25 protein-coding genes and 1 riboswitch are annotated in these 24,259 nt (G+C 69.2%); of the genes, 14 read left to right on the top strand and 11 right to left on the bottom strand.

The genetic code is table 11. From position 1 onward, the window contains the following. Positions 1–143: 143 nt before the first annotated feature. Complete coding sequence (locus ABIA38_RS00125) at positions 144–896, top strand: GntR family transcriptional regulator (RefSeq protein ID WP_424636251.1); 753 nt, start codon at positions 144–146, stop codon at positions 894–896. Next, on the top strand, positions 893–1,222 hold the full coding sequence (locus ABIA38_RS00120) for a hypothetical protein (RefSeq protein ID WP_424636250.1): 330 nt from the start codon (positions 893–895) through the stop codon (positions 1,220–1,222). Before ABIA38_RS00125 ends, ABIA38_RS00120 begins: the two co-directional genes overlap by 4 nt. A gap of 99 nt (positions 1,223–1,321) precedes the next feature. On the opposite strand, the gene ABIA38_RS00115 is transcribed toward ABIA38_RS00120, so the two are convergent. Further along, positions 1,322–1,708: a hypothetical protein gene (locus ABIA38_RS00115; RefSeq protein ID WP_424636249.1), complete on the bottom strand. Its 387-nt coding sequence runs from the start codon at positions 1,706–1,708 to the stop codon at positions 1,322–1,324. A 78-nt stretch (positions 1,709–1,786) separates the two neighbouring features. Between ABIA38_RS00115 and ABIA38_RS00110 the strand changes: the two genes are divergently transcribed. Then, positions 1,787–2,071, top strand: a complete 285-nt coding sequence (locus ABIA38_RS00110; protein WP_424636248.1) for a hypothetical protein — start codon at positions 1,787–1,789, stop codon at positions 2,069–2,071. A 517-nt stretch (positions 2,072–2,588) separates the two neighbouring features. On the opposite strand, the gene ABIA38_RS00105 is transcribed toward ABIA38_RS00110, so the two are convergent. The 4 genes from ABIA38_RS00105 to ABIA38_RS00090 form a co-directional block, all read right to left on the bottom strand. Continuing rightward, positions 2,589–2,729 (bottom strand): hypothetical protein, encoded by a 141-nt coding sequence (locus ABIA38_RS00105; RefSeq protein ID WP_424636247.1) that lies wholly within the window; start codon positions 2,727–2,729, stop codon positions 2,589–2,591. A gap of 68 nt (positions 2,730–2,797) precedes the next feature. Beyond that, complete coding sequence (locus ABIA38_RS00100; RefSeq protein ID WP_424636246.1) at positions 2,798–3,019, bottom strand: NUDIX hydrolase; 222 nt, start codon at positions 3,017–3,019, stop codon at positions 2,798–2,800. 15 nt (positions 3,020–3,034) lie between these two features. Further along, positions 3,035–3,172 (bottom strand): hypothetical protein, encoded by a 138-nt coding sequence (locus ABIA38_RS00095; protein ID WP_424636245.1) that lies wholly within the window; start codon positions 3,170–3,172, stop codon positions 3,035–3,037. Positions 3,173–3,496: 324 nt separating this feature from the next. Beyond that, positions 3,497–4,402, bottom strand: coding sequence for a hypothetical protein (locus tag ABIA38_RS00090; RefSeq protein WP_424636244.1), 906 nt, complete (start codon positions 4,400–4,402; stop codon positions 3,497–3,499). A gap of 1,194 nt (positions 4,403–5,596) precedes the next feature. Between ABIA38_RS00090 and ABIA38_RS00085 the strand changes: the two genes are divergently transcribed. Both ABIA38_RS00085 and ABIA38_RS00080 read left to right on the top strand, forming a co-directional pair. Further along, positions 5,597–6,349, top strand: coding sequence for a GntR family transcriptional regulator (locus ABIA38_RS00085; RefSeq protein ID WP_424636243.1), 753 nt, complete (start codon positions 5,597–5,599; stop codon positions 6,347–6,349). Then, on the top strand, positions 6,346–6,672 hold the full coding sequence (locus ABIA38_RS00080; RefSeq protein ID WP_424636242.1) for a hypothetical protein: 327 nt from the start codon (positions 6,346–6,348) through the stop codon (positions 6,670–6,672). The genes ABIA38_RS00085 and ABIA38_RS00080 overlap by 4 nt, the downstream gene beginning before the upstream one ends. Positions 6,673–6,715: 43 nt before the next feature. On the opposite strand, the gene ABIA38_RS00075 is transcribed toward ABIA38_RS00080, so the two are convergent. Next, on the bottom strand, positions 6,716–7,558 hold the full coding sequence (locus ABIA38_RS00075; protein ID WP_424636241.1) for an EamA family transporter: 843 nt from the start codon (positions 7,556–7,558) through the stop codon (positions 6,716–6,718). Between the two features lie 215 nt (positions 7,559–7,773). Between ABIA38_RS00075 and ABIA38_RS00070 the strand changes: the two genes are divergently transcribed. Beyond that, positions 7,774–8,688: an ADP-ribosylglycohydrolase family protein gene (locus ABIA38_RS00070; RefSeq protein WP_424636240.1), complete on the top strand. Its 915-nt coding sequence runs from the start codon at positions 7,774–7,776 to the stop codon at positions 8,686–8,688. 508 nt (positions 8,689–9,196) lie between these two features. Further along, complete coding sequence (locus tag ABIA38_RS00065) at positions 9,197–10,042, top strand: hypothetical protein (RefSeq protein WP_424636239.1); 846 nt, start codon at positions 9,197–9,199, stop codon at positions 10,040–10,042. A gap of 1,004 nt (positions 10,043–11,046) precedes the next feature. On the opposite strand, the gene ABIA38_RS00060 is transcribed toward ABIA38_RS00065, so the two are convergent. Beyond that, on the bottom strand, positions 11,047–12,045 hold the full coding sequence (locus tag ABIA38_RS00060; protein WP_424636238.1) for a LacI family DNA-binding transcriptional regulator: 999 nt from the start codon (positions 12,043–12,045) through the stop codon (positions 11,047–11,049). Positions 12,046–13,266: 1,221 nt separating this feature from the next. Further along, complete coding sequence (locus tag ABIA38_RS00055; protein ID WP_424636237.1) at positions 13,267–15,051, bottom strand: bifunctional metallophosphatase/5'-nucleotidase; 1,785 nt, start codon at positions 15,049–15,051, stop codon at positions 13,267–13,269. A 267-nt stretch (positions 15,052–15,318) separates the two neighbouring features. Between ABIA38_RS00055 and ABIA38_RS00050 the strand changes: the two genes are divergently transcribed. After that, a complete protein-coding gene (locus tag ABIA38_RS00050) occupies positions 15,319–16,131 on the top strand; it encodes an integrase (RefSeq protein WP_424636236.1) in 813 nt (270 codons plus the stop codon). A 209-nt stretch (positions 16,132–16,340) separates the two neighbouring features. On the opposite strand, the gene ABIA38_RS00045 is transcribed toward ABIA38_RS00050, so the two are convergent. The 3 genes from ABIA38_RS00045 to ABIA38_RS00035 form a co-directional block, all read right to left on the bottom strand. Continuing rightward, entirely contained in the window at positions 16,341–16,832 is a 492-nt protein-coding gene (locus tag ABIA38_RS00045) for a glutathione peroxidase (RefSeq protein ID WP_424636235.1), read from the bottom strand. Between the two features lie 171 nt (positions 16,833–17,003). Beyond that, positions 17,004–17,918, bottom strand: a complete 915-nt coding sequence (locus tag ABIA38_RS00040) for an NAD-dependent epimerase/dehydratase family protein (protein ID WP_424636234.1) — start codon at positions 17,916–17,918, stop codon at positions 17,004–17,006. Between the two features lie 286 nt (positions 17,919–18,204). Further along, a complete protein-coding gene (locus tag ABIA38_RS00035) occupies positions 18,205–18,576 on the bottom strand; it encodes a hypothetical protein (RefSeq protein WP_424636737.1) in 372 nt (123 codons plus the stop codon). A gap of 805 nt (positions 18,577–19,381) precedes the next feature. On the opposite strand from ABIA38_RS00035, the gene ABIA38_RS00030 reads away from it, so the two are divergent. From ABIA38_RS00030 to ABIA38_RS00005, 6 genes are all read left to right on the top strand, one after another. After that, positions 19,382–20,233 (top strand): class II aldolase/adducin family protein, encoded by an 852-nt coding sequence (locus ABIA38_RS00030; RefSeq protein ID WP_424636233.1) that lies wholly within the window; start codon positions 19,382–19,384, stop codon positions 20,231–20,233. Between the two features lie 286 nt (positions 20,234–20,519). Then, on the top strand, positions 20,520–21,065 hold the full coding sequence (locus ABIA38_RS00025) for an RDD family protein (RefSeq protein ID WP_424636232.1): 546 nt from the start codon (positions 20,520–20,522) through the stop codon (positions 21,063–21,065). A gap of 95 nt (positions 21,066–21,160) precedes the next feature. Then, positions 21,161–21,370, top strand: a riboswitch (cobalamin riboswitch). Between the two features lie 28 nt (positions 21,371–21,398). Next, a complete protein-coding gene (locus ABIA38_RS00020; RefSeq protein WP_424636231.1) occupies positions 21,399–22,175 on the top strand; it encodes an energy-coupling factor ABC transporter permease in 777 nt (258 codons plus the stop codon). Then, complete coding sequence (locus ABIA38_RS00015) at positions 22,172–22,582, top strand: energy-coupling factor ABC transporter substrate-binding protein (RefSeq protein WP_424636230.1); 411 nt, start codon at positions 22,172–22,174, stop codon at positions 22,580–22,582. The genes ABIA38_RS00020 and ABIA38_RS00015 overlap by 4 nt, the downstream gene beginning before the upstream one ends. Before the next feature lie 4 nt (positions 22,583–22,586). Next, positions 22,587–23,330, top strand: coding sequence for a cobalt ECF transporter T component CbiQ (gene cbiQ, locus ABIA38_RS00010; RefSeq protein WP_424636229.1), 744 nt, complete (start codon positions 22,587–22,589; stop codon positions 23,328–23,330). Further along, positions 23,327–24,160: an energy-coupling factor ABC transporter ATP-binding protein gene (locus ABIA38_RS00005; RefSeq protein ID WP_424636228.1), complete on the top strand. Its 834-nt coding sequence runs from the start codon at positions 23,327–23,329 to the stop codon at positions 24,158–24,160. Before cbiQ ends, ABIA38_RS00005 begins: the two co-directional genes overlap by 4 nt. Positions 24,161–24,259 lie beyond the last annotated feature (99 nt).

The following is a 24,259-nucleotide window of genomic DNA, read 5'->3' as shown; positions in this document are numbered from 1 at the left end:
CACAGGGTTCGGCCGAGCATCCGTAGTACGGGTGTATCCAGCCTGGTATCCGTACTACGCACCGTCGAGATGCCGGTCTTACGAGTCGCTTCGAGTGAACGACCTGCCCGGAACCACAAGGTGAGCAGGAAAGGAGCAGGGCCGTGGAGAAGTCGCCGCGCAATCCGCAGTATCAGGAGGTGGCGGACTACCTGCGGGAGGGCATCGTCAGCGGGACCTTCCCCGCCGGCCGGGCGCTCCCATCCGAAGAAATCCTGTCCAAAGAGTTCGGCCTCCCCCGCCCAACCATTCGCCAAGGCATCGCCAAGCTTCGCGCCGCCGGCTTGGTCGAGGTGCTGATGGATCGCAGAATGTTCGTCCGCTCCCCCAAGCCCCGCCTGAACATGACCCGCCCACGAGAGGTCCGCAAGGATCGCGAGGGCCGCTACATCGAGTCGGTCGCCGTCCGATGGACGACCGCCGACACGCCAACCGCCACGCACACGGACGCCCCCATGGCACTCGCCGATCTCCTCAGCATCCCGCCGGGTGAACCGATGTTCACGTACGACGAGTTACAAACGGCAGAGCGCGGACGGTTGCGCCAGGCCCACCGAACCTACATCCCATTCTCGCGACTCATCGGGACACCCTTCACCGAGTCCGCACCACCGCCGGCACCCGCCCTGTGTACCGAACTCGAACGTCTCGGCCACGCTCTGCACTGGACCGAAAGCATTCGCGCCCGCACGCCCAGCCCGGACGAGGCAACCTCCATACACCTGGTCCACGGCGTACCGTTCTTCCAGATACTGCGCCTGACATTCAATCAGCACGACAAACCGTTCGCACTCGAAGAATTCAAGATCCCGAGTGACGACCTGGAAATCACGTACGAATTTGGGATCTCATCGTGAACGAACCCCACCCACTCGTCTCGGACGTCCTACCAGAGCTTTACCTCGAGTTGATCGGGCTCCTCCACGACGAGGCCGAGCATTCGTTGGCGGGCGATCTCCATATGGTGCGCTTCCACGATTGGTGCAACTGCAAGGACGACTTCTGCCAGAGCTTCAGGGCAGCACCAGCCCCCGAAGGCCCGTACGGCCCTGGCCATCGCATGATCGCCCTTCTAGGGGAGGACGACAACGCCATGATCAACCTTGATTTGGTCCATGAGTCCGTGGTCTACGTCGAAGTCATCGGCCGCCCGAAACTTCGGACCCAATTCCGGACGGCGTGACCGGACTCCCGGCACGCGAGAACTCCCCGCCCATGGTCCAGAGGCGGGGAGTTCTCTTTATCGGCCGGAGGTGACGGAAGATCTCCGGCCGAGCTTGGGTCAGACCGGAGTCGGACGCTCGTCGCGCGCCCAGGTCCGGTGCAGGGTCCAGGAGAACCCCTTGAGCCCGGAACAGCGGGTGCGGTAAGTCGCGTCGCACGCGAGAGCCACCGTCAACCGAGGCGATTCCGGGTCCCGGTGAACCGAGAAGCCGATCATGGCTACCCGGGGGTCCGAGAGCGTGCCGCCGGCGGGCACGTTGTCCCGATCGTATAACGCCAGTACCCGTTCGCCGACTTGGCGGTCCACCGCCACCAATTCGAAGATTTTTCCGATGATGAGCGGATACGGGATCAGCGGAGTTCCGTGCCATTCGTTTGAGACACCATTGCGGGTCGTCGCTGCCCGGGCCAACCACACCAGCGATTGCAGGCTCGTATTTCGCACAGCATCGCCACCTTCAGGGCATCTGGCTTTGGTTACCGTGCGTTGAGAGTTCACCGCAGGGCGCGGCACGCGAAACTGATGACGCGGCTGGAGAACGCCCGCGCTGTCGATGACGAGATGTTGGCGCTACTCGAGTTCCAGGCGAACGCCATCCGATTGAAGGATCGCCGGTTGGGCGCCGCCATCGTGGCCGACGAGATGAGCGCGCACATAAGGCAGTTCGAGCAGTCGCTCAAGCACGCGATGCTGCCGAGCTGCGGGCCGGCCTGGCGGGGTGGCAAGGAGTCGACACCGAATCGCTCCACGAGTCGTGGGGGCACTTCGAGCACGCGAAGGCCGCAGCAAGCGTTACGGAAGACCTGAGAATCCTGGCGTTCGCAACGGCCGAACCGGCGTACGTACTGCTGGAGTTGGGGCAGGCCGAGCCAGCGTTGCAACTCATCCGATACGCCCATGGCGAGAACTGGTCACGGCTGCCTTCCCTGACCCGGAGTTGGCTGTACCGCGCCGAATCCTAGGTACGCGCGGCCTTGGGCAACGGGGCCGCATCGATCAACTCCATGGACTCGGCCGCGGCAGCACCGCCACCGGACCCGAACGACCCGGACCTTCCCTTTCCCGGCCCCCAACCTCACGCACCTGGCCAGGTTGCGCGGATCCTGCCTCGTCCACCTCGGCGACCCCGAGGTCATCGACACCCTGACGAACGCCTTGGCTGGCATGCGCGGCTTCACGCGCGGAGGCGGGTCTTCGGCGCGACCTGACCGGGGCACTGATCGCCCACGGCCGCACCGAAGAAACCCGCGTCCACTGGAACGAGGCAAAGGAGTTGAGCACCGTGACCGCATCGGCCCGCTCGCGCCGCCGCCTCGTCCGTCTGTCAGAACGACTCTGACGACTCGTCAAGCTTGGCGCCCCCACGGGTGGCCAACACGTGCAGGAGACCAGCCAGCACGCCCGAGTTCCAGATCCGCCCCTTGGCGATCAGGCTCGGGATGTCGGCAAGGGGTACCCACTTCATGCGCGCCACCTCGGTGGTCTCGGTCGGCTCGGCAACCTTGGTAGCCCCTCGCCCACGAACACGTCATGTCACGAATCGACCATGCCGACCGTGGGCTGAAACCGCACCACGTGCCGAGAGGTCGTAGGCCGGTAGCCCGTCTCTTCCAGCAGCTCGCGCAACGCGGCGTCTTCGGGACCCTCGCCGAGATCGACCAGGCCACCGGGGATCTCCCATCCCCACCGGTCCGCCATGAACCGATGGCGCCACATCATCAGCACCCGATCCTGATCATCGATCAGCACCACCATCGCCGCGGCATGCAGCTAGATCACATGATGCTCGAACCGCTCCCCATCAGGCAGCTCGACGTCAGTCAGGAAGACGCGCATCCACTCGTTGTCATAGATGATCTGTTCGCCATGAACGACCCATGCGGAGGAAGCGTCATCGTCAGTAGCCACACCGCGACGCTACCGGCCGAGCCACCATCAGGCGGCCTGGACCAAGGATCGGTCGCAGGAGAAATCTCGCAGGAAACATGGCGGCACTACCTCGACCGGCAGGTAAATGCAGTACCGAGCACAAAGCCCTGACCCTCACGTGTCGCGTGGAACCAACCCCTCATCGCCCCATGCCCAGGCTCACTCAGCCCAACTGACTTCACAGACATGGAGACCGCAGCCCACACGATCCGCCCGACGCCGACCCTCATCGACCTCGCTGGCGCGTAGTCACTGCCCCGACTCTCAGACAATGGGTCTACCTACGCAGACCACGAAGAGTACTCACGCAACTTCTTCTCCAGACCTACCTTTTCTTGCTTTCAATTTCACAGGGCTAGGCATCTTTTCCTTTTCCTGGAAGCGCAAAGCCCTCGCCTCTCGCCCTAAAGCCCAAGCGTTCCACGCCTTAATATAGAGGCCAAGTTGCGCACGATTATCGGTACGGCGCCGCACACTTGAGCCGCGCCGCAACACGGCCAGAACTTTAATGAGAGCCAACCTTGGATCGCCAATCGAAAGATCAGCACCAGTGAGCAAGCCGTGAACCCACGGCTTTGGATCAACCGTACGAGCCTCTCTAACCGTCAAGTAGTATCCGGTCGCGCCAGCTGTAGGGATAATCCCGATGGATTGATGCAGCAGTCTGCCAATAGCGACCGCTTCCTTGAAGGCCTTTTCATCCGTAGCTAGAATATCGAGCACCTGATTATTAGTCAGCCGAGATGAAGCACCGACCCATGAACTGTCCGGAATATTCGCGAAAAGATGGGCATGTCGAACGGCTGCAGCAAGCAGTGTGGCGTCCTTGTGCCCCTTCAGGAACAAAACATCTCCGGCTGATCGCCGCTTTCCAGTATCAAGGACCGAGAAGCTTTCGGGAGGCGCATTCTCGAAGACTAGAATCGGTACCGTAACACCAGACTTGACAATGGCCCTCAGTCGGTGCTGGCCATCCATCAGGCGCCCCGTCGCCAGATCACCATCAAATGCCAGGCCCTGATGCGTCACCTGCCAATCGCCGCGGGTTATTTCTTCCGCGATCATAATGACAACGCTTGTATCGATCGGACGATTGTCAAAGTCGCGAGCGAGAATACTCCGCGCCATCTCAGGTGTCACGTTCACGACTCGGGGAGCGCTCATACCGTAGGGCAGTGGGTCTCCCGGCAGGAGATTACGTCGACTCATGCGAGGACGATGACAGATCACGCAGAGCAGGGTGTGCGATTTTGGCATATTCTCCAAATATTCTCGAATTCGAATGAGATTGATCGTCAGAGATCTTTTGATTCTCGGTTTTGATCGCTTCTGAATCCAAACAGGTAACCATTGCGCATGGTGTCCAGCCCTTAGGCAGCAACCCATGGCTCAGTGCACTGTCGAATTGAGCCGTATCTGATCAAGGGCACGCGTCCCGCCTGCCGATGCTCGGCTAACCTGCGGGCCGCGCCGGGCACGCGGCGTGACCGCCAGCCTCGGCGCAGCCCCCAGCCCAACCAGGCGATCAACATGGGTCAGCTCCGCCGCGGGTGAGTCTTTACCTTCGCGCCGATCGGCGGGGACCCCTACTGGAGCAAGATCAGGGGGCCGATGGGGAGCAAAACCGGGTGGGGATGCCTGCGGCCCCCTCTGCCGGGCCAGCGTATGGCCCCCTGACCATGCTCCCGCGCCGCCGAGCGATGCGAAGGTAAACACTCACCCTCAGCTCAGCGCGAAGACTGCACTTCCCCAGAATTCCCCTGTATGACCCACCCGAAGGCGTGCCCGGTACTGCGGCATGGGGCACGCCCAATCGAGGAGGGAACCCCCGGACCTGCCACTCGCTTTGAGGGCGGGGTTCGGCCCGCGTCGCGTGCCAGATGCGTGCCAGAACGGCGCGGGGCTCAGGGGGCCTGGGGGCACTCAGGGGATGAGCGGACGCGCGGCGCCACGTGGGGACTTGGGCAGGCCGCCCGCAAGATCGGGCTTGCCTTCCAAGCCAGTGGTGCGAGTTCGATCCTCGTCACCCGCTCAGAAGTACGAAGGCCCAGGTCAGGGGTTGTTTTCCTTGGTCTGGGCCTTTGTCGTATCTTGGGACCTTCAGCCCTGGTCCCGGCCCTGGCAGGGCCGTGGATTTCCCCACACCGGGCCGGGTTCTGCGTTTTTGCGAAGGCGGCGCACATTCGGTCGACGCCCGAGGTCCGCCCCGAGGTGGGCCCTGCGAGCGGAATCGCGGCCGGCGTTCGGGGGGCTTCGCGATGTGGACGCTGTCGTCCCAGGCTGCGGGGCGGGTCCAGCGTTTGCACCCGTACTACGTCTTGTCAAGAGCCATGTCCTGCGGGATGCTGACCGGGGGAAGTGTGCGGGCGGGGTCCGCCCAGGGATGGTTGGTGGAGGGTGTGCGTGGAGTCCGGGCGTAGGAAGGCGCGGTATCAGGAGATCGCGGACCATCTGCGGGATCGGATCATGGACGGTACGTTTCCGGCCGGGCAGCCGCTGCCGAGTGAGGAGCAGTTGGCGAGGGAGTTCGGGGTCTCGCGGCCGACGGTTCGGCAGGGGATCAGCGAGTTGCGGGCGGCCGGGTTGGTCGAGGTGCTGATGGGGCGTGGGATGTTCGTACGTTCCCCGCACGCTCGGCCGAACACGACTCGGCCGCGGGGTGTGCGGCGGGATCGGGACGGGCGGTACGTCGAGGCCGATGCGATCCGTTGGACCACGCGGGAGGAGCCGGTCGCGACCCGTACCGACGCGCCCCTCGTGCTCGCGGACATGTTGCGCGTGGCGCCGGGTGAGCCGATGTTCACGTACGACGAGTTGCAGACCGCGGAGCACGGGCGGCTGCGCCAGGCGCATCGCACGTACGTGCCGTTCTCGGTCCTGGAGAACACGCCGTACGCCGACGCCGCTCCCCCGCCCGCGCCGCAGCTCTACGCGGCCCTGGAGCGCATCGGCCACGAACTCCACTGGACCGAGAACGTCCGCAGCCGCATGCCGCTCCCCGACGAGGCCACCGCACTTCATCTGGCCGACGGCGTACCGCTGTTCCAGGTACTGCGGTTGACCTTGAACCGCCACCAACGGCCGCTCGCTCTGGAAGAATTCAAGATCTCCAGTGACGACCTGGAGATGTCGTACGGATTCGGGATCCCGACGTGAACGATGCTCATCCGCTCGTTTCGGAAGTCCTACCGGAGTTCCACTCGGAGTTGGTCGTACTGCTGCGCGGCGAGGCGGAGCACGCCTTGGCGGACGCGCTCGGCCTGGTGAGTTTTCACGACTGGTGCGAGTGCGGGGACGATCGCTGCCAGAGCTTCCGGACCGCTCCCGAGCCCGAGGAACCGTACGGTCCCGGCCACCGGTTGGTCCGGCTCTCGGCCGAGGACGACACGGTGATCAAGGTCGATGTCGTCCATGACGCCGTCGTCTTCGTCGAGGTCCACGATCGGCCGAAGCTTCGTATCCAGTTTCGAGCGGGCTGAACCGGCTTTCGCGCGGGAGGACGAGCGCGGTCGGCCGCCGGTATTACGCGATGTTGATCGCGGTGATGCCGGTCAGGACCAGGATCGTGGCGGTTGTTCGGTGCCGGCCGTAGGGCTCGTGGAAGATCGTGGTGCCGATGATCGCGCCGATGACGACCGAGGATTCGCGTAGGGCGGCGATGGTGGCCAACGGGGCTTTGGTCTGGGCCCAGATGATCAGGGTGTAGGCGACCAGGGACATGGCACCGCCCAGGAGGGCCCAGGCGCGTTGGGGGTTGGGTTCGGGGGTGGGGGTTCGGCGGCGGCGGCGGTTGAGGATCAGGATGGTCGGGGCGGCTTGGAGGATGAAGAGCCAGGCCGCGTAGGACATCGGTGAGCCGGAGGAGCGGGCGCCCAGGCCGTCGAGGACGGTGTACACGGCGATCGCACAGCCCGTGGTGAATGCCGCGAGCACCGCGGCGGCCTCGGTGCGGCGTGGGATGCCGCCGGACAGGGCCAGGACGAGCATGCCGAGCGAGATGACCACCACGCCGACGGTCTGGGTCACGGTCAGGTATTCGTGCAGCAGGGTCACCCCGATCAGCGCGGTGACCCACGGCGAGGTGCCGCGTGCGATCGGGTACACCTGGCCGAAGTCGCCCAGCCGGTAGGTCTCGAGCAGGAGCAGGTTGTACGCCGTATGCAGGGCCGCCGAGCCCAGCAGCCACGGCCAGGCGCCGGCCGCCGGGACGCCGACGAACGGCAGGCAGATCACGCCGATGGCCAGGCTCGCCACCTGAATCAGCGTCATCGTGCCGAGCCGGTCCCGGAGTCCGTGTGCGAGCGCGTTCCAGCCCGCGTGCAGACCGGCCGCGCCCAGTACGGCGGCGGTGACCGCCGGGGTCACGCGCGCTCGCGCGGTGCGCGGGGCGGCGGCGAAGGGGTGGTGCCGGGTTGCGCTGCACCCCGGGTGGCGGCCGGGTCGGGGCGACGGTGGCCGGCGCTGCGTGGCCGATCGGTTGCCCGGGGCTTTCGGCTGCGCAACTCGGCGGTGGCTGCCACCTTCTGATGGGACGTCATTCGGGACATCCAAGCATGGGAGGCGCAATAATGGCCGCCCATATGACTTATGACTCTGTCTCATCCGCCCTCGCCTCGTTGCGGGGCCTTGCGCTCGGGGATGCCCTGGGTGCGCAGTTCTTTGTTCCGGAGAACCTTCCTTGCCTGGCCGATCGGCGTCTCCCCGGCGGGAGTTGGCCGTGGACCGACGACACCGAGATGGCGTGTGTCCTGCATGCCGAGTTGGTGATCCGTGGGCGGGTCGATCAGGACGCGCTGGTCCGGGAGTTCGCGACTCGGCACGATTTCGATCGGGGGTATGGGCCTTCGACGAACCGGATGTTGCGATTGGTGCGGGAGGGCGGGGATTGGCGGGCGTTGGCCGCCGAACCGTTTGCCGGGCAGGGGTCCTGGGGCAATGGGGCCGCGATGCGGGTGGCGCCGTTGGGGGCGTGGTTCGCGGACGACCTCGATGCGGTGGTGGGCCAGGCCGTGTTGTCGGCCGAGGTGACGCACACTCACCCCGAGGGCATCGCGGGTGCGGTGGCGGTCGCTGTCGCGGCGGCGGGCGCGGCGACGCTGGAGCGGCCGGGCGCAGGGGACTTCGTGGCCTTCGTCCGGGAACGTACGCCCGCCGGATTGGTCCGCGAACGGCTGGGCGCGGCATTGGACCTGGTGGACCGTCAGGACTCCCGGGCAGTGGGTCGGATCCTGGGCAACGGTCGGCAGGTCAGCGCGCCCGACACCGTTCCGTTCGCGGTCTGGTCGGCAGCTCGGCATCTCGACGATTACCGGGCGGCCTTCTGGGCCACCGCGAGCGCGGGCGGGGACGTGGACACGACGTGTGCGATCGTGGGCGGAATCGTGGGTGTACGGGCTGAGTTGCCCGGTGGATGGGCCCGTCGTGTGGAGGAACTGCCGGCGTGGTGGCGAGACGCGGTCGAGCCGCGACGGGCCTGCCGCAAGGTACCTACCTGACGGAGGAGTTGCGGGGCCAGTGTCCGCGTGACCACGGCGCCGGCCGACTGCCGGCCCTTCGTCGACCTGTACGTGCCGTGCCGTGCCGGGGGGCGACCGAGCCGACCGGCGCGGCGCGGGCCGTGCGGGCAGGCGGGCACGCGGGCAGCGGGTGCGCGGGCAAGCGGCGTCCACGCGAACGGCGGGCAAAGTCACGACAATGATCCGAGCGCGGACGGTTGGCAAACGCAAGCGGCGTCCACAATGATGAATCCGCTCTCGTTGCCGCCGTGTCGACGGAGCAGCCCGCGCTCGGCCGCATGGAGTGGTCATCGCCGCACAAGGCGGCGAACTTCCTTGTGTCTGGCGTCGGTTGCCTTGTTCGCGGCGTGGGACGAGGGTGCGGCCGATCGGCCGCTGTTTTGTTTTCCGACGGCCCTCCGGACCACGGTCGGCCCCGATCGCCCGCTTCCCCCCGGCGCGTTCGAGCCGGCCACGGAATCGGCCGAGCCTTCCGAAGGAACCCCGCATGCGCAAGATCGTGATCCGAATGGGCACGGCGGCGATCGCCGGTTCCCTGCTCCTGGCCGGCACCGCGTGCAGTCGCGACGAGGACAAGTTGGCGGACAAGGACACCGCGTCGTCGACGGCCGCGCCGAAGCGGCCCACCGCGGCGGCGACCAAACCGGCGCGCGCCAAATCGACCGCGGCCGCCCCGACGTCGACCGATCCGGCGGCGCCAGGCGAACCGCCGCCCGCGGTACCGCCGACGGACGATTCGGCCGCTCCGGCCGGCGGCGGCGCCGGGTCCGACCCGGCCGCCCAAGCCCGGCTCGACCACGCGCTGTTGACGGCGGCCGAAATGCCGCAGGGCACGTACGACGCCACCCCGGACGACCCCACCAGCGGCCGCGAGACCGCCCAACAGCCCGCCTGCCAGCCGCTCATCGACCTGCTCAACCCGAAGCAGGCCAACCCGGCTCCGCTCGCGTCCGCGCAGGCGTCGGTGTCCAAGGGGGACCCGAACCCGACGGCCTTCACCGCGGTCGAGTTGTTCGCCTTCACCGACGCCGGCGCGCGGGACCTGTTCGCCAAGGGCCGCGCGGCGCTGAAGACCTGCTCGTCGGTCACCTCCGTCGACGCCGATGGCACGACCGGCACCGACAAGTACGCCGAAATCCCGCACGCACCCCTCGGCGACGAAACACTCGCGGTCGGCGTGACCATCGGGGCGGGCGGCACAGCTGGCGTAATCGTGGTCCGCACCGGCACCACAATCGTGGTGGTCAGCAACGAGGACGAGGCAAGCCCCACGCCCAGCCTGCCGGCCGACCCCTTGGTATCCCGCCAACTCACAAAGCTCACGCAGCCCTGAGCGGGGCACGCGGTCCGGAGCGATGCTCACGGTTCGGAACGGCGCTCACGGTCCGGATCAGGGCACGCGGTCCGGAACGGGGCACGCGGGGTCCGGAACGGGGCTCACAGTTCGGATCGAGGCTCACAGTTCGGAGCACGGCACGCGGTCCTGGGCGGTGCTCACGGTTCGGGGCAGTGCTCATAGTTCAGGGCAGTGCTCGCAGCCCGGGCCAGTGCTCGCAGCCCGGGGCAGTGCTCGCAGCCCGGGGCAGTGCTTGCAATCCGGAATGGTATTCGCAGCCCCGAACGGTGGCCGCGGTCCGGAGCAGTGCTCGCAAGCGAGAGTGGTGCTCTTGGTTTTCAAGCAGCGCCTACGGTCCTGAGCAGCATCCGCAGCCCGGAGCGGCGATCGCAAACCGGAGCAGTGCTCGCAGTCTTGAGCAGCGCCCGCGGTCCAGAGCGGTGATCGCAGCCCTGAGCAGCGCCCGCAGCCCGGAAACGGGTGGTTGCCGTCCGGGCTGCGCCTGCGGTCCCGAGCAGTATCGGCGGCTCTGAGCGGCGGTCGCGGTCCCGGCTGCGCCTGCGGCCCCGAGCCCTATCGGCGGCTCTGAGCGGTGGTCGCGGCCTGGAGCGGTGGTCGCGGTCCGGGTTGCGCCCGCGGCCCCGAGCAGTGTCCGCAGTTCTGAGCGGCGGTCGCGAGACGGAGCGGCGCGCGAGCCAGAGCAGCGCGCGAGTTCCGGAGCAGCGCGCGCATTCCCGAGCGGCACGCGTGTTCCGGAGCAGCGCGCGCGTTCCCGAGCGGCGCACGCGATCCGGAGCAGCGATCGTAAGCCAGAGCGGCGGTCGTGATTCGGAGCGATGCTTGCAATTCAGAGCGGTGCTCACTATTCGGGGCACTGCACACAAATCATGGCAGTGCTCACGGTCGCGATCGGTGCCCCCAGTGGCGGGCAACGCCCGCCGCGTTGGCCGGTGGGACGCGATGCTCCGCCGGCCTCGGCAGTGTCGCCTCCCCCCTTCGGCTCACCCCGATCCCCGCACCCGCATCGCCATCCGCCACAGCGTCAACTCGCCCTGCACCGCACCCTCCCCGGCCGCCACGATCGCCGTTGCGACCGCCCGCATTGGCAGCAGTTCCTCGAAGGCGACCGAGGTCAGGCGTGGGCGGACCATCTCGCACAGTGTCAGGTCGTCCGTTCCGACGAGCGCGAGCCGCTCCGGTACCGCGATGTCCACGTCAGCCAGCGCGCCGAGCAGCAGGGCCGCGTATTCGTCGTTGTAGCCGTACACGCCATCCGGACACCACCCGGCGCGCCACTCCCCCGCGACTCGCGCTGCCTCGGCCGGGTCCTCGGCCATCTCCACCACCCGTACCGTGCCGCCTCCCGCCTCGGCCGCGGCGCGGAACCCGGCCAGGCGTTCGCGGCCCATGTCGGCAAGCGCCGGTTCGCGCGGCACCACCACCGCGAAGTCCCGGCGTCCGCGCGCGATCAGGTGCTCCGCGGCCAATCCGCCCGCCGCCGCGTGGTCGACCTTCAGGGTGAGTGCGACCGGGGCCGGGCTGTGGCCCAGGGCGACGACGGCGATGCCGCGTGAAGTGAGGTACTCGACGCCCTCGGCCGACATCCGCTCCGGTAGCACCAGGACCACCGCCGGATTCAGCGCGCCCCACGCCTTCGCCGCCTCGATGCCGTGCGCGGCCGGATTGCCGTGGATCACCAGGGTGTGCCCGAGTACGTGCAACTCGCGGGCCAGGCCGTCCAGGAAGCGTTGGATGAGTTGGCCGAACGGCACCACGTAGGTGGGCACGATGATCAGATCGGTCCGTCCTCGCCGCAACGAACGTGCGTCGGACCGCGGTTCGTAGCCCAGGCTCGACGCTACCTCGCGCACTCGGCGCCGGGTCTCCTCGGGGATGCGGGCGTCCAATACGTCGTTCATCGCATAGGACACGGTGGCGCGCGAAACCCCTGCGGCGCGAGCCACATCGGCCCCGGTCGGGGGCCGCCTCGTGGTATTCATGCGCCGATTGTCGCCCAGGCACGGCCCCCGACGCGGCGTTGGCCTCGGCGACCGGACACGTGCCCCACACTCCGCGCCCCACGCGATACGCCCCACGCGATACGTACCCCGCACGATACGTGCCCCGCGCGAATCACCAACGGCCCGACTCCCCAGCGGACCGGGCCCATCCGAGACGCGCGCGGCGCACCCGCCGACGAACACGCCGCGAAGCAGGCCGGCAACGCGCCCAGGCGCGGCCCCCGGCGCGACGCGGGCCCGGCGCGACTCGGCCCCGGCGCGACGCGGGCCCGGCGGCGCGGCACCCGGCTGACACGAAGCATTTCCCGCACGACACGCGAACGGCCCGACCTCAAGAGGGCCGAGCCCCATTCGAACGCCGGCAGCACGCCCACCGACCAGTGCGGCGCGATGTAGGTCGCAATGCGCGCCCGGCATCGCTGCCAGGCACGACTCCCAACGCGGCGTTGGCCTCGCCGACGGGACAGGCGCCGCACGCATTACGTGGTCCCGCGCGACACGTGAACGGCCCGCCTCTCCAGGGAGACCGGGCCCATCCGGGACGCGCGCAGCGCACCCATCGGCGACTGCGCCGCGAGGTGGACCGGCAATGCGCCCGGAGCCGCCGCCCAGGCACGACCCCGAAACTCGACCCGAAACTCGACCCCAACACGACCCCCGACACGACCCCCGACACGACGTCGACCTCGGCGACGCGACACCCGCCCCGCACGACACTCGAACGGCTCGGCCGGCCAAGAGGACCCGGCTCATCCGAGATGCGCGCAACGTGGCCGCCGACCGATGCGCCGCGAAATGGACCGGCAACACGCCCGGACCACCTCCCCGGGCACGACCCCGACTCGACGTCCGCCTTGGCGACCCGACCGACATCCGCCCCACGCGATACGCGATACGCCCCACGCGACACGCGACACGCAACACGCGACACACCCACCCTACGAAGCACCCCCCGCACGACACGCGAACGACCCGGCCCCCGCCGAAAACCCGGCCCGCCCGAAACGCAAGCGCCGCACCCGCCGACGAGTCCGCCGCGAAGCGGGCCGGCGGCATGCGCAGAACCGCCAGCCAAGTACAGCCCCCGACCCGACCGCCGCTACCCGGCACCCGTCCCGCGAAGCACGCGCGGGCCCCCGACACGCGAACGGCCCGGCCCCCAAGGAGCCGGGCCCGTCCGTGGGTTGGGGTCAGGTCAGGTCAGCCGGTGAAGGTGATTCGGTCTGCCGCGGGTGGGGCGAGGGGGGTGGTTGCCGAGGAGTGGGCTGCGAAGTAGGCCAGGAGGGCTTCCAGGTCGGACGCGCCGACGCGCTTGTTCGTGCCGGTCTTGAAGGCCGCGAAGCCGTCGCCGCCGCCGGTCAGGAACTCGTTCGCGCTGACCTTGTAGGTTGCCGCCGGGTCGATGGGCACGCCGTTGAGCTTGACGCTGCCGGGCACGATCTTGTCCGCGCCGGTCTTGGCTCGGTCCGTCGTGTAGGTCAGGCCCTTGGAGATCTGGAGGACCTTCGGGTTGCCCGCGTTGCCGCCGGTGTACTGCTGCGTGAGTACGTCCAGGACGGCCTGACCCTTGAGGTCCACGGTCTGCATCATGTTGGTGAACGGCTGCACCGTGAACGCCTCGCCGTAGGTGACGACGCCGTCCCCTTCGGTGCCGGCCGCCTTGAACTGCAGATCGGAGCGGATCCCGCCCGGGTTCATGAAGGCGATCTGCGCGCCGCCCTTGTCGGCCGGCGCGGTCGCCTCCAACTGCGCGTCGGCGATCATGTCGCCGAGCGGCGATTCGGGGGTGCCGGCGCCGCGACCGCGGATGTCGGCGCTGATGTAGCCGACCGGCCGATTGGCCACCGGTGCCGCGAGCTTTTGCCAGTCGGCGAGCAGCTTGGTCAGGTCCGGGGCCTTCGGGGTGTCCCGGCGGACGACCGTGTTCTGCGCCTTGACCGACGTGCGCACGATGTCCCGGGTGCGCTTGTCGTAGGTGAGGTCGATCTTGGTGTACATCTTGCCGTAGGACGACGCGCTGGTGACCATGCGCGGCTTGCCCGCCGGGTCGGGGATGTTGCACGAGTACGCCTGGTGGGTGTGGCCGGTGACGATCAGGTCGATCGCCGGGTCCAGGTTCTTCGCGATGTCCACGATCGGCCCGGACAGACCCAGGTTGCCGCCCGCGTTGCAGTCGTAGTTGTACGCGTTGCTCGTCGGCAGGCCGCCCTCGTGCAGCAGCACCACGATCGACTCGACGCCGAACAGGCGCAGCCACGGCACGATGGCGTTGGCGGTCTTGACCTCGTTCTTGAAGGTCAGGCCCTTGACGCCCTCGGCGGTGACGATGTTCGGCGTACCCTCGAGCGTCATGCCGATGAAGCCGATGCGGGCGCCGCCCACGTTCTTGATGCTCACCGGCGCCAGGATCGGCAGGCCGGTGCGCTCGTCGAGCACATTGGCCGCCAGGTACTGGAAGTTGGCGCCCTCGAAGGTGCGGCCGGGGGTGTAGCAGCCGTCCTTGGGGTGGCAGCCGCCGTACTGCATGCGCTGCAGTTCGCTCTTGCCGTGGTCGAACTCGTGGTTGCCCACCGAGGTGACGTCGAGGCCGAGCTTGTTCAGCGCCTCGATGGTCGGTTCGTCGTGGAACAGACCGGAAAGCAGCGGGCTGGCGCCGATCATGTCGCCGGCCGCGATGGTGAGCGAGTTGGGGTTCTTGGCCCGCTCGGCGCGCAGTTGGGTGGCCAGGTGCTCGACGCCGCCGGCCGGGATCGAGACGGGCTTCCCGTCGGGACCGATCTCGGTGACGTTGCCGGCGGAACCCTGCGGTTCCTCCAGGTTGCCGTGCAGGTCGTTGAGCGCGAGGAATTCGAGGTCCGTGGTACCGCCGGGGCGGTGGCTGCCGGCGCGTGCGTCGGCCGTCGCGGTGCCGCCCATGGTGAGCAGGCTCGCGGCGAGCAGGCCGGTGAGGGCGAGGCGACCGCGGCGTCGTCCAATCCCGAGCATGGGATCCCTTCGGATCGAGATGGCGCGCATCGCCGACCCGCGCGACGCGCGTAGAAACGGGGACTGAGGGTGTCTCGAAGCCAGAGATTAGGGGCAGTTCCCCGACCGGCACGAGACCTCACGCGAAACCGTTGTGTGAAGTTGTGTGAAACCGCTGGGAACTTTCCCCGCGTCCGTGCCAGGGGGAGGCATGATCACTCGCCGTTTCCCGGCCCCGGGCGCGGGGCAGCCGTACGGCGTGGCACCTATAAGGGAGGGATGTCCGCGATGCGCGTGGAATTCGCGACCGAGCCGGGTCATCCGGGCAAGCCGAACGAGGACTTCGTCGTCGTGGGGCCGACCACGATGGTGCTGCTCGACGGGGTGACGTCGAGTTCGGACAACGGCTGCAAGCACGGTGTCCCATGGTTCGTCGAGCGGTTGGGCGCCGCCCTGTTCACCCACGGCGCCGGCCGGCCGGACCGGTCGCTGGCCGAGTGTCTGCACGACGCGATCGAGGACACCTCGGCGCTGCACGCGGACGGCTGCGACCTGGCCCGACCGGACGCGCCCGCGGCGACCGCGGTGGTGGCGCGGGTGATCGAGGATCGGCTGGAGTATCTGGTGTTGTCCGATTCGACGCTGCTGATCGAGCGCGACGACGACCTCACCATGGTCACCGACGACCGGTTGGATGTGATCGGGGTGCCCGCGCGACGCCGCCGGGACGCGCATCCGGTGGGCTCGGCGGCCTACTTGACGGCGCATCAGGAGTACCTGGACACCGTGCGCGCGGCGCGGAACGTGGCCGGCGGCTACTGGGTCGCGGCGGCCGATCCGGCGGCGGCGGGCGAGGCGTTGACCGGCGGGGTGGCGCTCGGCGAGGTGCGCGGGATCGCCGCGCTGACCGACGGGGCCAGTCGGCTGGTGGATCGGTTCGGGCTGAGCGACTGGGACCGGCTGATGACCACGCTGCGCCACTTCGGACCGGCCGAGTTGCTCGCCCGGGTGCGGGCCGCGGAGGCCGCCGACGCGGACGGAACCCGGTGGCCGCGCGGCAAGATCTGCGACGACGCGACGGCGGTGTGGGCGCTCGTCTAGGTCCTGCCCGCGAGCCTTGCCGAGCGACCTCGGTGAGCGACCTCGGTGAGCGACCTGCTGAGCGAACTCGGCGGGCGAACCTTGCCGGGCGAACTCGGCGAGCGGTACGACCGGACACCCCGCCTCCGGCAAGGCGGTACGACCGAGCCCCCGCCTCGAACGCCGGCCGGACCGTCGTCGGCCCGGCCGGCGTTCGAGGCGGTCGCCGACTATTTCGGCAGCACGCTCTCGATCGCGGCGATCAGGTTCGGGTCGTGCGGGTCGGTCTGCGGGCGGAACCGGCCGACGATCGCGCCGTCGGCGGAGAGCAGGAACTTCTCGAAGTTCCATTGCACATCACCCGAGCCGCCCTCGGCGTCCGAGGCGGCGGTGAGCACGTCGTAGAGCGGGTGCCGGTCCTCGCCGTTGACGTCGATCTTCTCGGTGAGCGGGAACGTGACGCCGTAGGTGGTCGAGCAGAACTCGAGGATCTCCTCGGCGCTGCCCGGTTCCTGGCCCATGAACTGGTTGCACGGCACGCCGACCACGGTGAAGCCGCGGGCGCCCAGCTCCTTCTGCAGCTCCTCCAGGCCGGTGTACTGGGGGGTCAGGCCGCACTTGGACGCGACGTTGACGACGAGCGCGACCCGGCCTGCGGTCACCCCGCCCAGGGTCGTACGCTCCCCCTCCAGCGTGCCGATGGGGGTATCGAGGATGCCCATGATCGTTGTCCCTCCTGCGTGGTGCCGCTCGCAGCGACGTGATCCGCCGAAGTGGAGCGCTCCGAGACGGCGCGAGTAAGACCTGAAGACTCGACGCTATCGAGCGTGGGGCGAGGGCGCGTCCTCGATCCCCCGCCGAGCGCCACGACGCCCCTGGGCCGCCCGGCCCGGTCAGGCCGAATCGCCGCGCCGGGCGGCGTATACCCCGGCCAGCCCCGCCCGCCAGCCGACCGCGCACGGCCCGGTCAGGGCCGCCCGCTTGGTGGTGTCCTGTACCTGACCGCGCAGCGTGCCCGGCTGCTCGCGGACCACCACCTCGGCGGGCCGGCCGCTCAGCTCGGCCAGGTATGCCGCCCACTCCTGCACGCTCACCGGCTCGTCGCCGCCCCAGTTGACCACCGTCGCGGGGGTGGACGCCGCGTCGAGCAGGGCCGCCGTCTGGCTGTTGATGTCGTCCTGGTGGATCGGGCTGTACAGGCACGGATCCCAGCGGGTGACGATCGGCCGACCGGCCAGTACGGCGTCCAGGTGCATCGTCGGCAGGCCGCCGTTCGGGCCGTAGGAGGCGTTCATCCGGGCGATCACCACGGGCAGGTCGAACGCACGCGCGCAGTAGCGCGACACCGCCTCCTCGGCGGTCTTGGACACCGAATAGGTGGGCGCGTGCGCGACGTTGGCGTCGCCGAGCGGGTCGGTCTCGCGGAAGACGTACCTCGGGTCCGGGTGCGGCTTGAGCACCGACGCGGTGGACATCACCAGGGCCGCCTTGGCCCGCCGGCAGTGCTGGAGCAGCAGCCCGGTCCCCTCGGCGTTGACCCGCAGTGCCTCGTCGTAGTCGAGCCCCGGTCCCTGGAAGGTGGCCAGGTGCAGCACGTGGGTGAAGTCCTGCGGCAGGTCGTCGAAGCTGCCCGCACCGAGGTCGACGACGCGCGTGGTCACCCCGAGCGCGTCCACCCGCTTGCGGTCCTCGGGATTCGAGAAGCGGGCGATGCCCCACACCTCGTTGTCCCGGGCCAGGTATTCGGTCAGCGGGTAGGCGATCTGGCCCGCGGGCCCGGTGATCAGGATCTTCTCGCCCGACAACATGCGGCTCCTCGGAGGGCTCGGGGTGCGACGGTACCTCGGCGTCGCCGTATCGCGGCGCGTCGGTACGGCCGCGCGTCGATCCAGCGGCGCCCATCGGTACGGCGGCGCGTCGATACATCTGACGTACCGTCATATCCGAGACGGCGCAGGGAGACCAGGGCCGCCGTACGTGTCCCCGGACACCCCGATGGCGCCCACCGCATGGGGGTGACGGTGGACGCCGGGGGTATCGAGGACGGGCCCGCGCGCTCCGACGCCGTGCCGAGGCCCGTCGTCGGAGCGCGACTCAGACCTCGATCTCCTCCTCGATACGTTTCAGGCTGTGCCGGGCCAGGGCCAGATTGGCGCGGTCCTTGACCAGCACGACATACAGGAACAGTCCCTTGCCGGCCCGACCGGTCAGCGGGCGGAGCAGATGGTATTGCTTGCCGAGGGTGATCAGGATGTCCTCGATCTGATCGCCCGCGTGCAACATCTCCATCGTGCGCATCTTCGCGCGCATCACGTCGGTGTTTCCGGCGGCGGCCACATTGAGGTCGAGTTCCTTGCTGCCGCCGAGAATTCCGAGGGCCATTCCGCTGGTGTAGTCGACCAGGGCCACCCCCACGGCGCCCTCGATCGTCATTGCTTCCTTGAGGGCCGTTTCCATATTGGCCATGATTGCCTCCGGGGCGATCGGCGGTGCGGCTTTCCGGTGGACGCCGACCGGCTCCTCCTCGGGCGCCACGACGCCCGGGGGCGGCGCGCCGACCGGGGCCGGCTCGATCGGCGCACTGTCGACCGGGGTGTTGGGGTCGGCCTGATTCGCTTCGATGACATCCGCCTCGATCGCAGGGGTCCGCTCGGTGTCGGACCCGGTCGGCGGGTCGCCCGAACTGCGCCGGGACGGCCTGGACCGGCGCGGGGGTGGTGCCATCTCCGCCCAACTCCTGGCCATCGGGCCCCGCGATGCCGGGCTCCGCGCGGGGGCGTTGCGGCGGCCCGGGTCCGACTTGGCCCGCGAGCCCGCCGGGTCGCCGCGGCCGTACGCGGGCGCCGTCGAGGGACCTCGCGCGCCGATGCTCACGACCTCCGCCGAATATCCGCCCCCGCCGCTCACGTCACGCGCCCCTTCCCCTCGGTGTGCCTCGATAAGGCGCCGCGCGCACCGGTAAAGTGCCGCGTGCGCCGTGGCTCGCGCCGTGCGCCCCGCACTTCGCGCTTCATGATTTCGCGCGTCCGGAAATTCGAGTTCGACTGCTTCGTACTCGACGTCCCGGACTCGCTGCACGGAAGCGTAGAAGCAGCCGGAAGGCGATCGCGGGCAATATTCGAATTGTTTCCGGAAATCCGGTCCCGGCGGCGATCCGGCGCTAGAATCCGCGGCCGCTCGCGAACGGACCCCCGCGCGGGGCTGTCCTCGGATGTGACTCGCGGGTAGCGTCGGGCCGAGTCCCGCGCGACCCGAGTCCGAGGAGATGTACATGTCCGACACCGCCACGCCGCAGGCCCAGGACGCGACCCCGCGCATCGAGCCGCCCCGGCCGGTGTCGCCCTCGGACCTGAGCTTCGCGCTGCCGCCCACCTTCGAGACGGTCGAGCGGGAGCGCCGGCACCGCAAGGAGCGACTGACCGCGGCGCTGCGGCTGTTCGGCCGGTTCGGCTTCGAGGAGGGCGTGGCCGGACACATCACCGCGCGCGACCCGGAGTTGACGGATCACTTCTGGGTCAACCCGTTCGGGATGTCGTTCAAGCACATCACCGTGGACGACCTGATCCTGGTCAACCACGAGGGGCAGGTCGTCGAGGGCCGATTCCACGTCAACCAGGCCGCGTTCGCGATCCACTCGCAGATCCACGCGGCCCGGCCCGACGTGGTCGCGGCGGCGCACAGCCACTCCACGCACGGGCGCGCGATATCCGCGCTCGGCATCCGGCTCGAACCGATAACCCAGGACGTGTGTCCCTTCTACGAGGACCACGAACTCTTCGACGACTACGCCGGCGTCGTCCTGGACGCCGAGGAGGGCCGGCGGATCGCCGAGACCCTCGGCCCGCGCAAGGCACTGATCCTGCGCAACCACGGTCTGCTCACCGTCGGACAATCGGTCGACGCGGCGGCCTGGTGGTTCATCACGATGGAGCGCTCGTGCCAGGTGCAGTTGCTCGCCCAGGCGGCCGGCGAACTCAGGCCGATCTCGGCGGAGAACGCACGGCTGACCCGGGAGCAACTCGGCAACGACACGGTGGCGTGGATCAACTACCAGCCGCTCTACGACGTGATCAGCCGGTCCGAGCCGGAATTGTTCGGGGCGGACGGGCCGATGACGATCTGAGCGGTCTGAGCCGTCCGAACGGTCCGAGCGGTCAGAACGATCCGGATGGTCCGGATCATCGGGATGATCGAGATGGTCGGGATGGTCGGATCCGCGCGGCCCTGACCGCGTCGGTCGCCGGCAGCTCGTTCTCGGTCGGTCACCCGGGATCGATTTCGCTCGAACCCGATGGTTGCCGATCGCCGGCCCGGCCCCCGCGTCCGTTCTTGTCCGCCGACCGGGGGCAATCTCGGCGATATCCGACCCGTCGGGAGTCAACCCGCCCGGTTGCGGAAAGTACAAGGGCATGTACGAACGGAGCCTTCCGCAGCGATACGCGCGCACGGCACGTCCCATCGGCACCGGTGCCCGGGTCTGGCTGCCCGCGGTCGAGCGCCCGGTCGCCACGTCCGTGCTCGGCCGGCGGCTCGGCCAGTTCGTACTCGACGTCCTCGCGTCGGCGCTGCTGCCCGGGACGGCGATGTTCCTGTTCGTCCTGCTGCCCACACACCCCGACGGTTCGATCCGCAGCGGCCCGCTGACCGCGGCGATCACCGCGGGGGTCGTCGCGGTCGCGCTGGGGATCCTGTTCTGGTACTGGGTGTTGCGCCCCGCCGAGCACGACGGGCGGACGTGGGGCATGCAGGCGTTCGGGATCCGGGTGGTCGACGTCTCCGGCGGCCGGGCCGGGCGGCGGCAACTGGGCATCCGCTGGCTGCTGCTGCCGGTCGACACGTTCGCGCTCGGCGCGGTCGGGCTGGTCGCGGTGCTCACCGACGAGCGGCGCCGGCGGATCGGCGACCGGGTCGCCCGCACCCTTGTGGTCCGCGGGCGCGGTCCCGGGCTGGACTGATGGGCCGAATGCGGCTATTGCTCGACCGCTCCGCACCGATTGTGGGCTTGCGCACGGTTTGCAATTGCCACCTTGTCGCCATGTCCATCCGACCACTAGGGTCGGCTCGCCGTGGTGTTCGGGAAGCCGGTTCGATGCCGGCGCGGCCCTCGCCACTGTGATCGGGAAGTTCTCCTCCATCCCCTCGGGAACGTTGATTCGTCGCCTCGGGGAAGCCACTGGGACCGCTCGCGCGGCCCCGGGAAGGCGGAGACGTGAACGTACGACCCGTCAGCCAGGAGACCGGCCACGGCGATCGTCCGTCCACGAGGTGTTGGAGAGGGACCCTTCCTCATGCATATCGCCGAGGGCTATCTGCCCTGGGAACACGCCGCCGCCTGGGGCGTCGCGGCTGCCCCGTTCGTCGTCCACGGTGCCCGCGCGCTCACTCGCGAGGTACGCAATCGACCCGAGAACACCCTGCTGCTCGGCGCCTCCGGCGCCTTCTCGTTCGTACTGTCCGCACTGAAGATCCCGTCCGTCACCGGGAGTTGCTCGCATCCCACCGGCACCGGACTGGGCGCGATCCTGTTCCGGCCGCCGATCATGGCCGTACTCGGCACGATCACCCTGCTGTTCCAGGCCCTGTTGCTGGCCCACGGCGGGCTGACCACGCTGGGCGCGAACGTGTTCTCCATGGCGATCGTCGGGCCGTGGGCGGGCTATGGCGCATATCGGCTCACCCGCTCGCTGCTCGATCGACGCGGCGGGACCATGCCGCTGGATGTCGCGGTGTTCATGGGGGCGTTCGTCGCGGACCTGAGCACGTACTGCGTCACCAGCGTGCAACTCGCCCTCGCCTTCCCCGACCCGGACAGCGGATTCCCGGGCGCGCTGGCCAAGTTCGGCGGCATCTTCTCGCTCACCCAGATCCCGCTGGCGATCAGCGAGGGGCTGCTGACCGTACTGGTGGTGCGGTTGTTGCGGCAGTCCAGCCGGGGGGACCTGATCCGGCTCGGGGTGCTGCGGAACACACCGGTCGCGCCGAGCGCGCCGAGCGCGCCGGTCGCGCAGGACGCCTCGGTCGCGCAGGACGCGTCGGTCGCTCGTGAGGGGGAGAAGACCGCATGAAGCGCTCGACGAAGATCAATCTGCTGATCGTGCTGGCCGTGGTGCTGCTCGCGGCGCTGCCCGTGGTGTTCGGGATGGGTGATCACAAGGACAAGCCGTTCGCGGGCGCCGACACCCAGGCGGAGACCGCGATCACCGAGAACGATCCGGGCTACCAGCCGTGGTTCAGCCCGCTGTACGAACCGCCGTCCGGGGAGATCGAGTCCGGCCTGTTCGCGTTGCAGGCCGCGCTCGGCGCGGGGGTGGTCGGGTACATGTTCGGCGTCAAGCGCACCCGTCGGCGACTCGCGCCCGAGGCGAGCGACACTGCGGACGAGGCGGAGAGTGGTCCGGCGGATGTGAGCCCGGCCCCGCGCCCGGCTCCGGCCTCGGCGACGGAGAGCCCGGTATCGGCTTCGGGGCACTGAGCCGGTGTTGCCGATCGACGCGGCGGCGCACGCGAGTTCGTGGCGGCGCCGCCATCCGGCCGAGAAGGCCGTGCTCTCCTTCGGGCTGCTCGGCTGCGCGGTGGCGTTGCCGCCGTGGCCGGGCGCGGTGCTGGTCGCCGCGACCGTGCTGATCGTCGCGTTCGGCTTCGCCAAGGTGCCGGTACGGCGGTTGTGGCGGGCGGCCCGCGCGCCGCTCGGGTTCGCCGCGACCGGGGCGCTCACCCTGCTGGTCTCGATCCGCGCGGACGGGGTCGGCTGGGCCGAGCACGGGCCGCGCCACGCGGGCGAGTTGCTGGCCCGCTCGGGGGCGGCCGGGTTGGCGATGTTGTTGTTCGCGTTCACCACGCCGCTGTCGGACGTATTGCCCAGGCTGACCCGGGTGGGAGTGCCGGCGGCGGTGGTGGACGTGGCGGCGGTGATGTACCGGATGTTGTTCCTGCTGTACGACACCACCATCCGGATCAACCAGGCCCAGGCCGGTCGGCTCGGGCACCGGACCCGGCGGGCCCGCTGGCGCTCGGTGGCCGGGCTCGGCTCGGCGGTGTTCGTGCACGCGTTCGCCCGGGCCCAGCGGTTGGAGGCGGGGCTGGCCGGGCGCGGCTACGACGGGCGGCTGCGGGTGCTGGTGGACGAGGTACGGATCTCGCGCGTGTTCGTCGGGTCCGCCCTGTTCGTCGTGGCGGCGGTCGTCGTCGCCACCCTTCTGCTGGGACCGGTGGTGCAGTGATTCCGTTGCGGGTACGAGAGATCGGCTACGCCTACGAGGACGGGCCGGTCGTGTTGAGCGACCTGTCCCTGGCGATTCCGGCCGGGCGCGCGTTGGCCCTGCTCGGGCCGAACGGCAGTGGGAAGACCACGCTGTTGCGGCTGTTGACGGGTGGCCTGGTGCCGGCTGCGGGGCGGGTCGAACTGCACGGTGTGCCGATTCGGCATGATCGGAAGGGACTTGCCGAGCTGCGGCGGGCCGTGCAGTTGGTCGTGCAGGATCCCGACGATCAGTTGTTCTCCGCGTCGGTGGCCCAGGACGTCTCGTTCGGGCCGCTCAACCTGGGGCTCGCGGCGGCGGAGGTTCGGTCGCGGGTGGCCGAGGCGTTGGCCGCGCTGGGCATCTCGGGGTTGGCCGAGCGGCCGGTACACCTGTTGTCCTTCGGGCAGCGCAAGCGGGTGGCGATCGCGGGGGCGATCGCGATGCGGCCCGAGGTGCTGGTGCTGGACGAGCCGACGGCGGGGTTGGATCCGGCAGGGCAGGAGGCGTTGCTGGACACGCTGGCCGCGTTGCGGGCGGCGGGCACGACCGTGGTGATGGCCACGCACGACGTGGACCTGGCGTTGCGGTGGGCCGACGACGCGGCGGTGCTCGCGGGTGGGCGGTTGCGCACCGGGCCGGTCGAGGAGTTGCTCGCCGACACGGCGTTGCTGGCTGCGGCGAGTTTGCGGCCGACCTGGGCGCATGCCGCGTTCGCGGTGTTGGCCGCGCATGGGCTGGCGCCGGCGGGATTGCCTCGGACGCCCGCCGAACTCGCGGCCTTGGCCGACCTCACGCACCGGTCGAGCTGACTTTTGGCCTCAAACGCCGGCCAGGCTGAATGGCCTCAAACGCCGGCCAGGCTGAATGGCCTCAAACGCCGGCCAGGCTGAATGGCCTCAAACGCCGGC

Origin of the sequence: Embleya sp. AB8 (genome assembly GCF_049739465.1) — a bacterium.
GTDB lineage: Bacteria > Actinomycetota > Actinomycetes > Streptomycetales > Streptomycetaceae > Embleya.
This window is presented reverse-complemented; position numbering and strand designations above follow the sequence as displayed.

Bases quoted from the DNA above. Each gene is read 5' to 3' on its own strand.
- ABIA38_RS00065 (WP_424636239.1), top strand. From the start codon at position 9,197: ATGCGCAAGATCGTGATCCGAATGGGCACGGCGGCGATCGCCGGTTCC.
- ABIA38_RS00100 (WP_424636246.1), bottom strand. From the start codon at position 3,019: ATGGTGGTGCTGATCGATGATCAGGATCGGGTGCTGATGATGTGGCGC.
- ABIA38_RS00090 (WP_424636244.1), bottom strand. From the start codon at position 4,402: ATGAGTCGACGTAATCTCCTGCCGGGAGACCCACTGCCCTACGGTATG.
- ABIA38_RS00110 (WP_424636248.1), top strand. From the start codon at position 1,787: ATGACGCGGCTGGAGAACGCCCGCGCTGTCGATGACGAGATGTTGGCG.
- ABIA38_RS00045 (WP_424636235.1), bottom strand. From the start codon at position 16,832: ATGGGCATCCTCGATACCCCCATCGGCACGCTGGAGGGGGAGCGTACG.
- ABIA38_RS00025 (WP_424636232.1), top strand. From the start codon at position 20,520: ATGTACGAACGGAGCCTTCCGCAGCGATACGCGCGCACGGCACGTCCC.
- ABIA38_RS00030 (WP_424636233.1), top strand. From the start codon at position 19,382: ATGTCCGACACCGCCACGCCGCAGGCCCAGGACGCGACCCCGCGCATC.
- ABIA38_RS00020 (WP_424636231.1), top strand. From the start codon at position 21,399: ATGCATATCGCCGAGGGCTATCTGCCCTGGGAACACGCCGCCGCCTGG.
- ABIA38_RS00070 (WP_424636240.1), top strand. From the start codon at position 7,774: ATGACTTATGACTCTGTCTCATCCGCCCTCGCCTCGTTGCGGGGCCTT.
- ABIA38_RS00105 (WP_424636247.1), bottom strand. From the start codon at position 2,729: ATGAAGTGGGTACCCCTTGCCGACATCCCGAGCCTGATCGCCAAGGGG.
- ABIA38_RS00035 (WP_424636737.1), bottom strand. From the start codon at position 18,576: ATGGCCAATATGGAAACGGCCCTCAAGGAAGCAATGACGATCGAGGGC.
- ABIA38_RS00040 (WP_424636234.1), bottom strand. From the start codon at position 17,918: ATGTTGTCGGGCGAGAAGATCCTGATCACCGGGCCCGCGGGCCAGATC.
- ABIA38_RS00015 (WP_424636230.1), top strand. From the start codon at position 22,172: ATGAAGCGCTCGACGAAGATCAATCTGCTGATCGTGCTGGCCGTGGTG.
- ABIA38_RS00055 (WP_424636237.1), bottom strand. From the start codon at position 15,051: ATGCTCGGGATTGGACGACGCCGCGGTCGCCTCGCCCTCACCGGCCTG.
- ABIA38_RS00060 (WP_424636238.1), bottom strand. From the start codon at position 12,045: ATGAATACCACGAGGCGGCCCCCGACCGGGGCCGATGTGGCTCGCGCC.
- ABIA38_RS00050 (WP_424636236.1), top strand. From the start codon at position 15,319: ATGCGCGTGGAATTCGCGACCGAGCCGGGTCATCCGGGCAAGCCGAAC.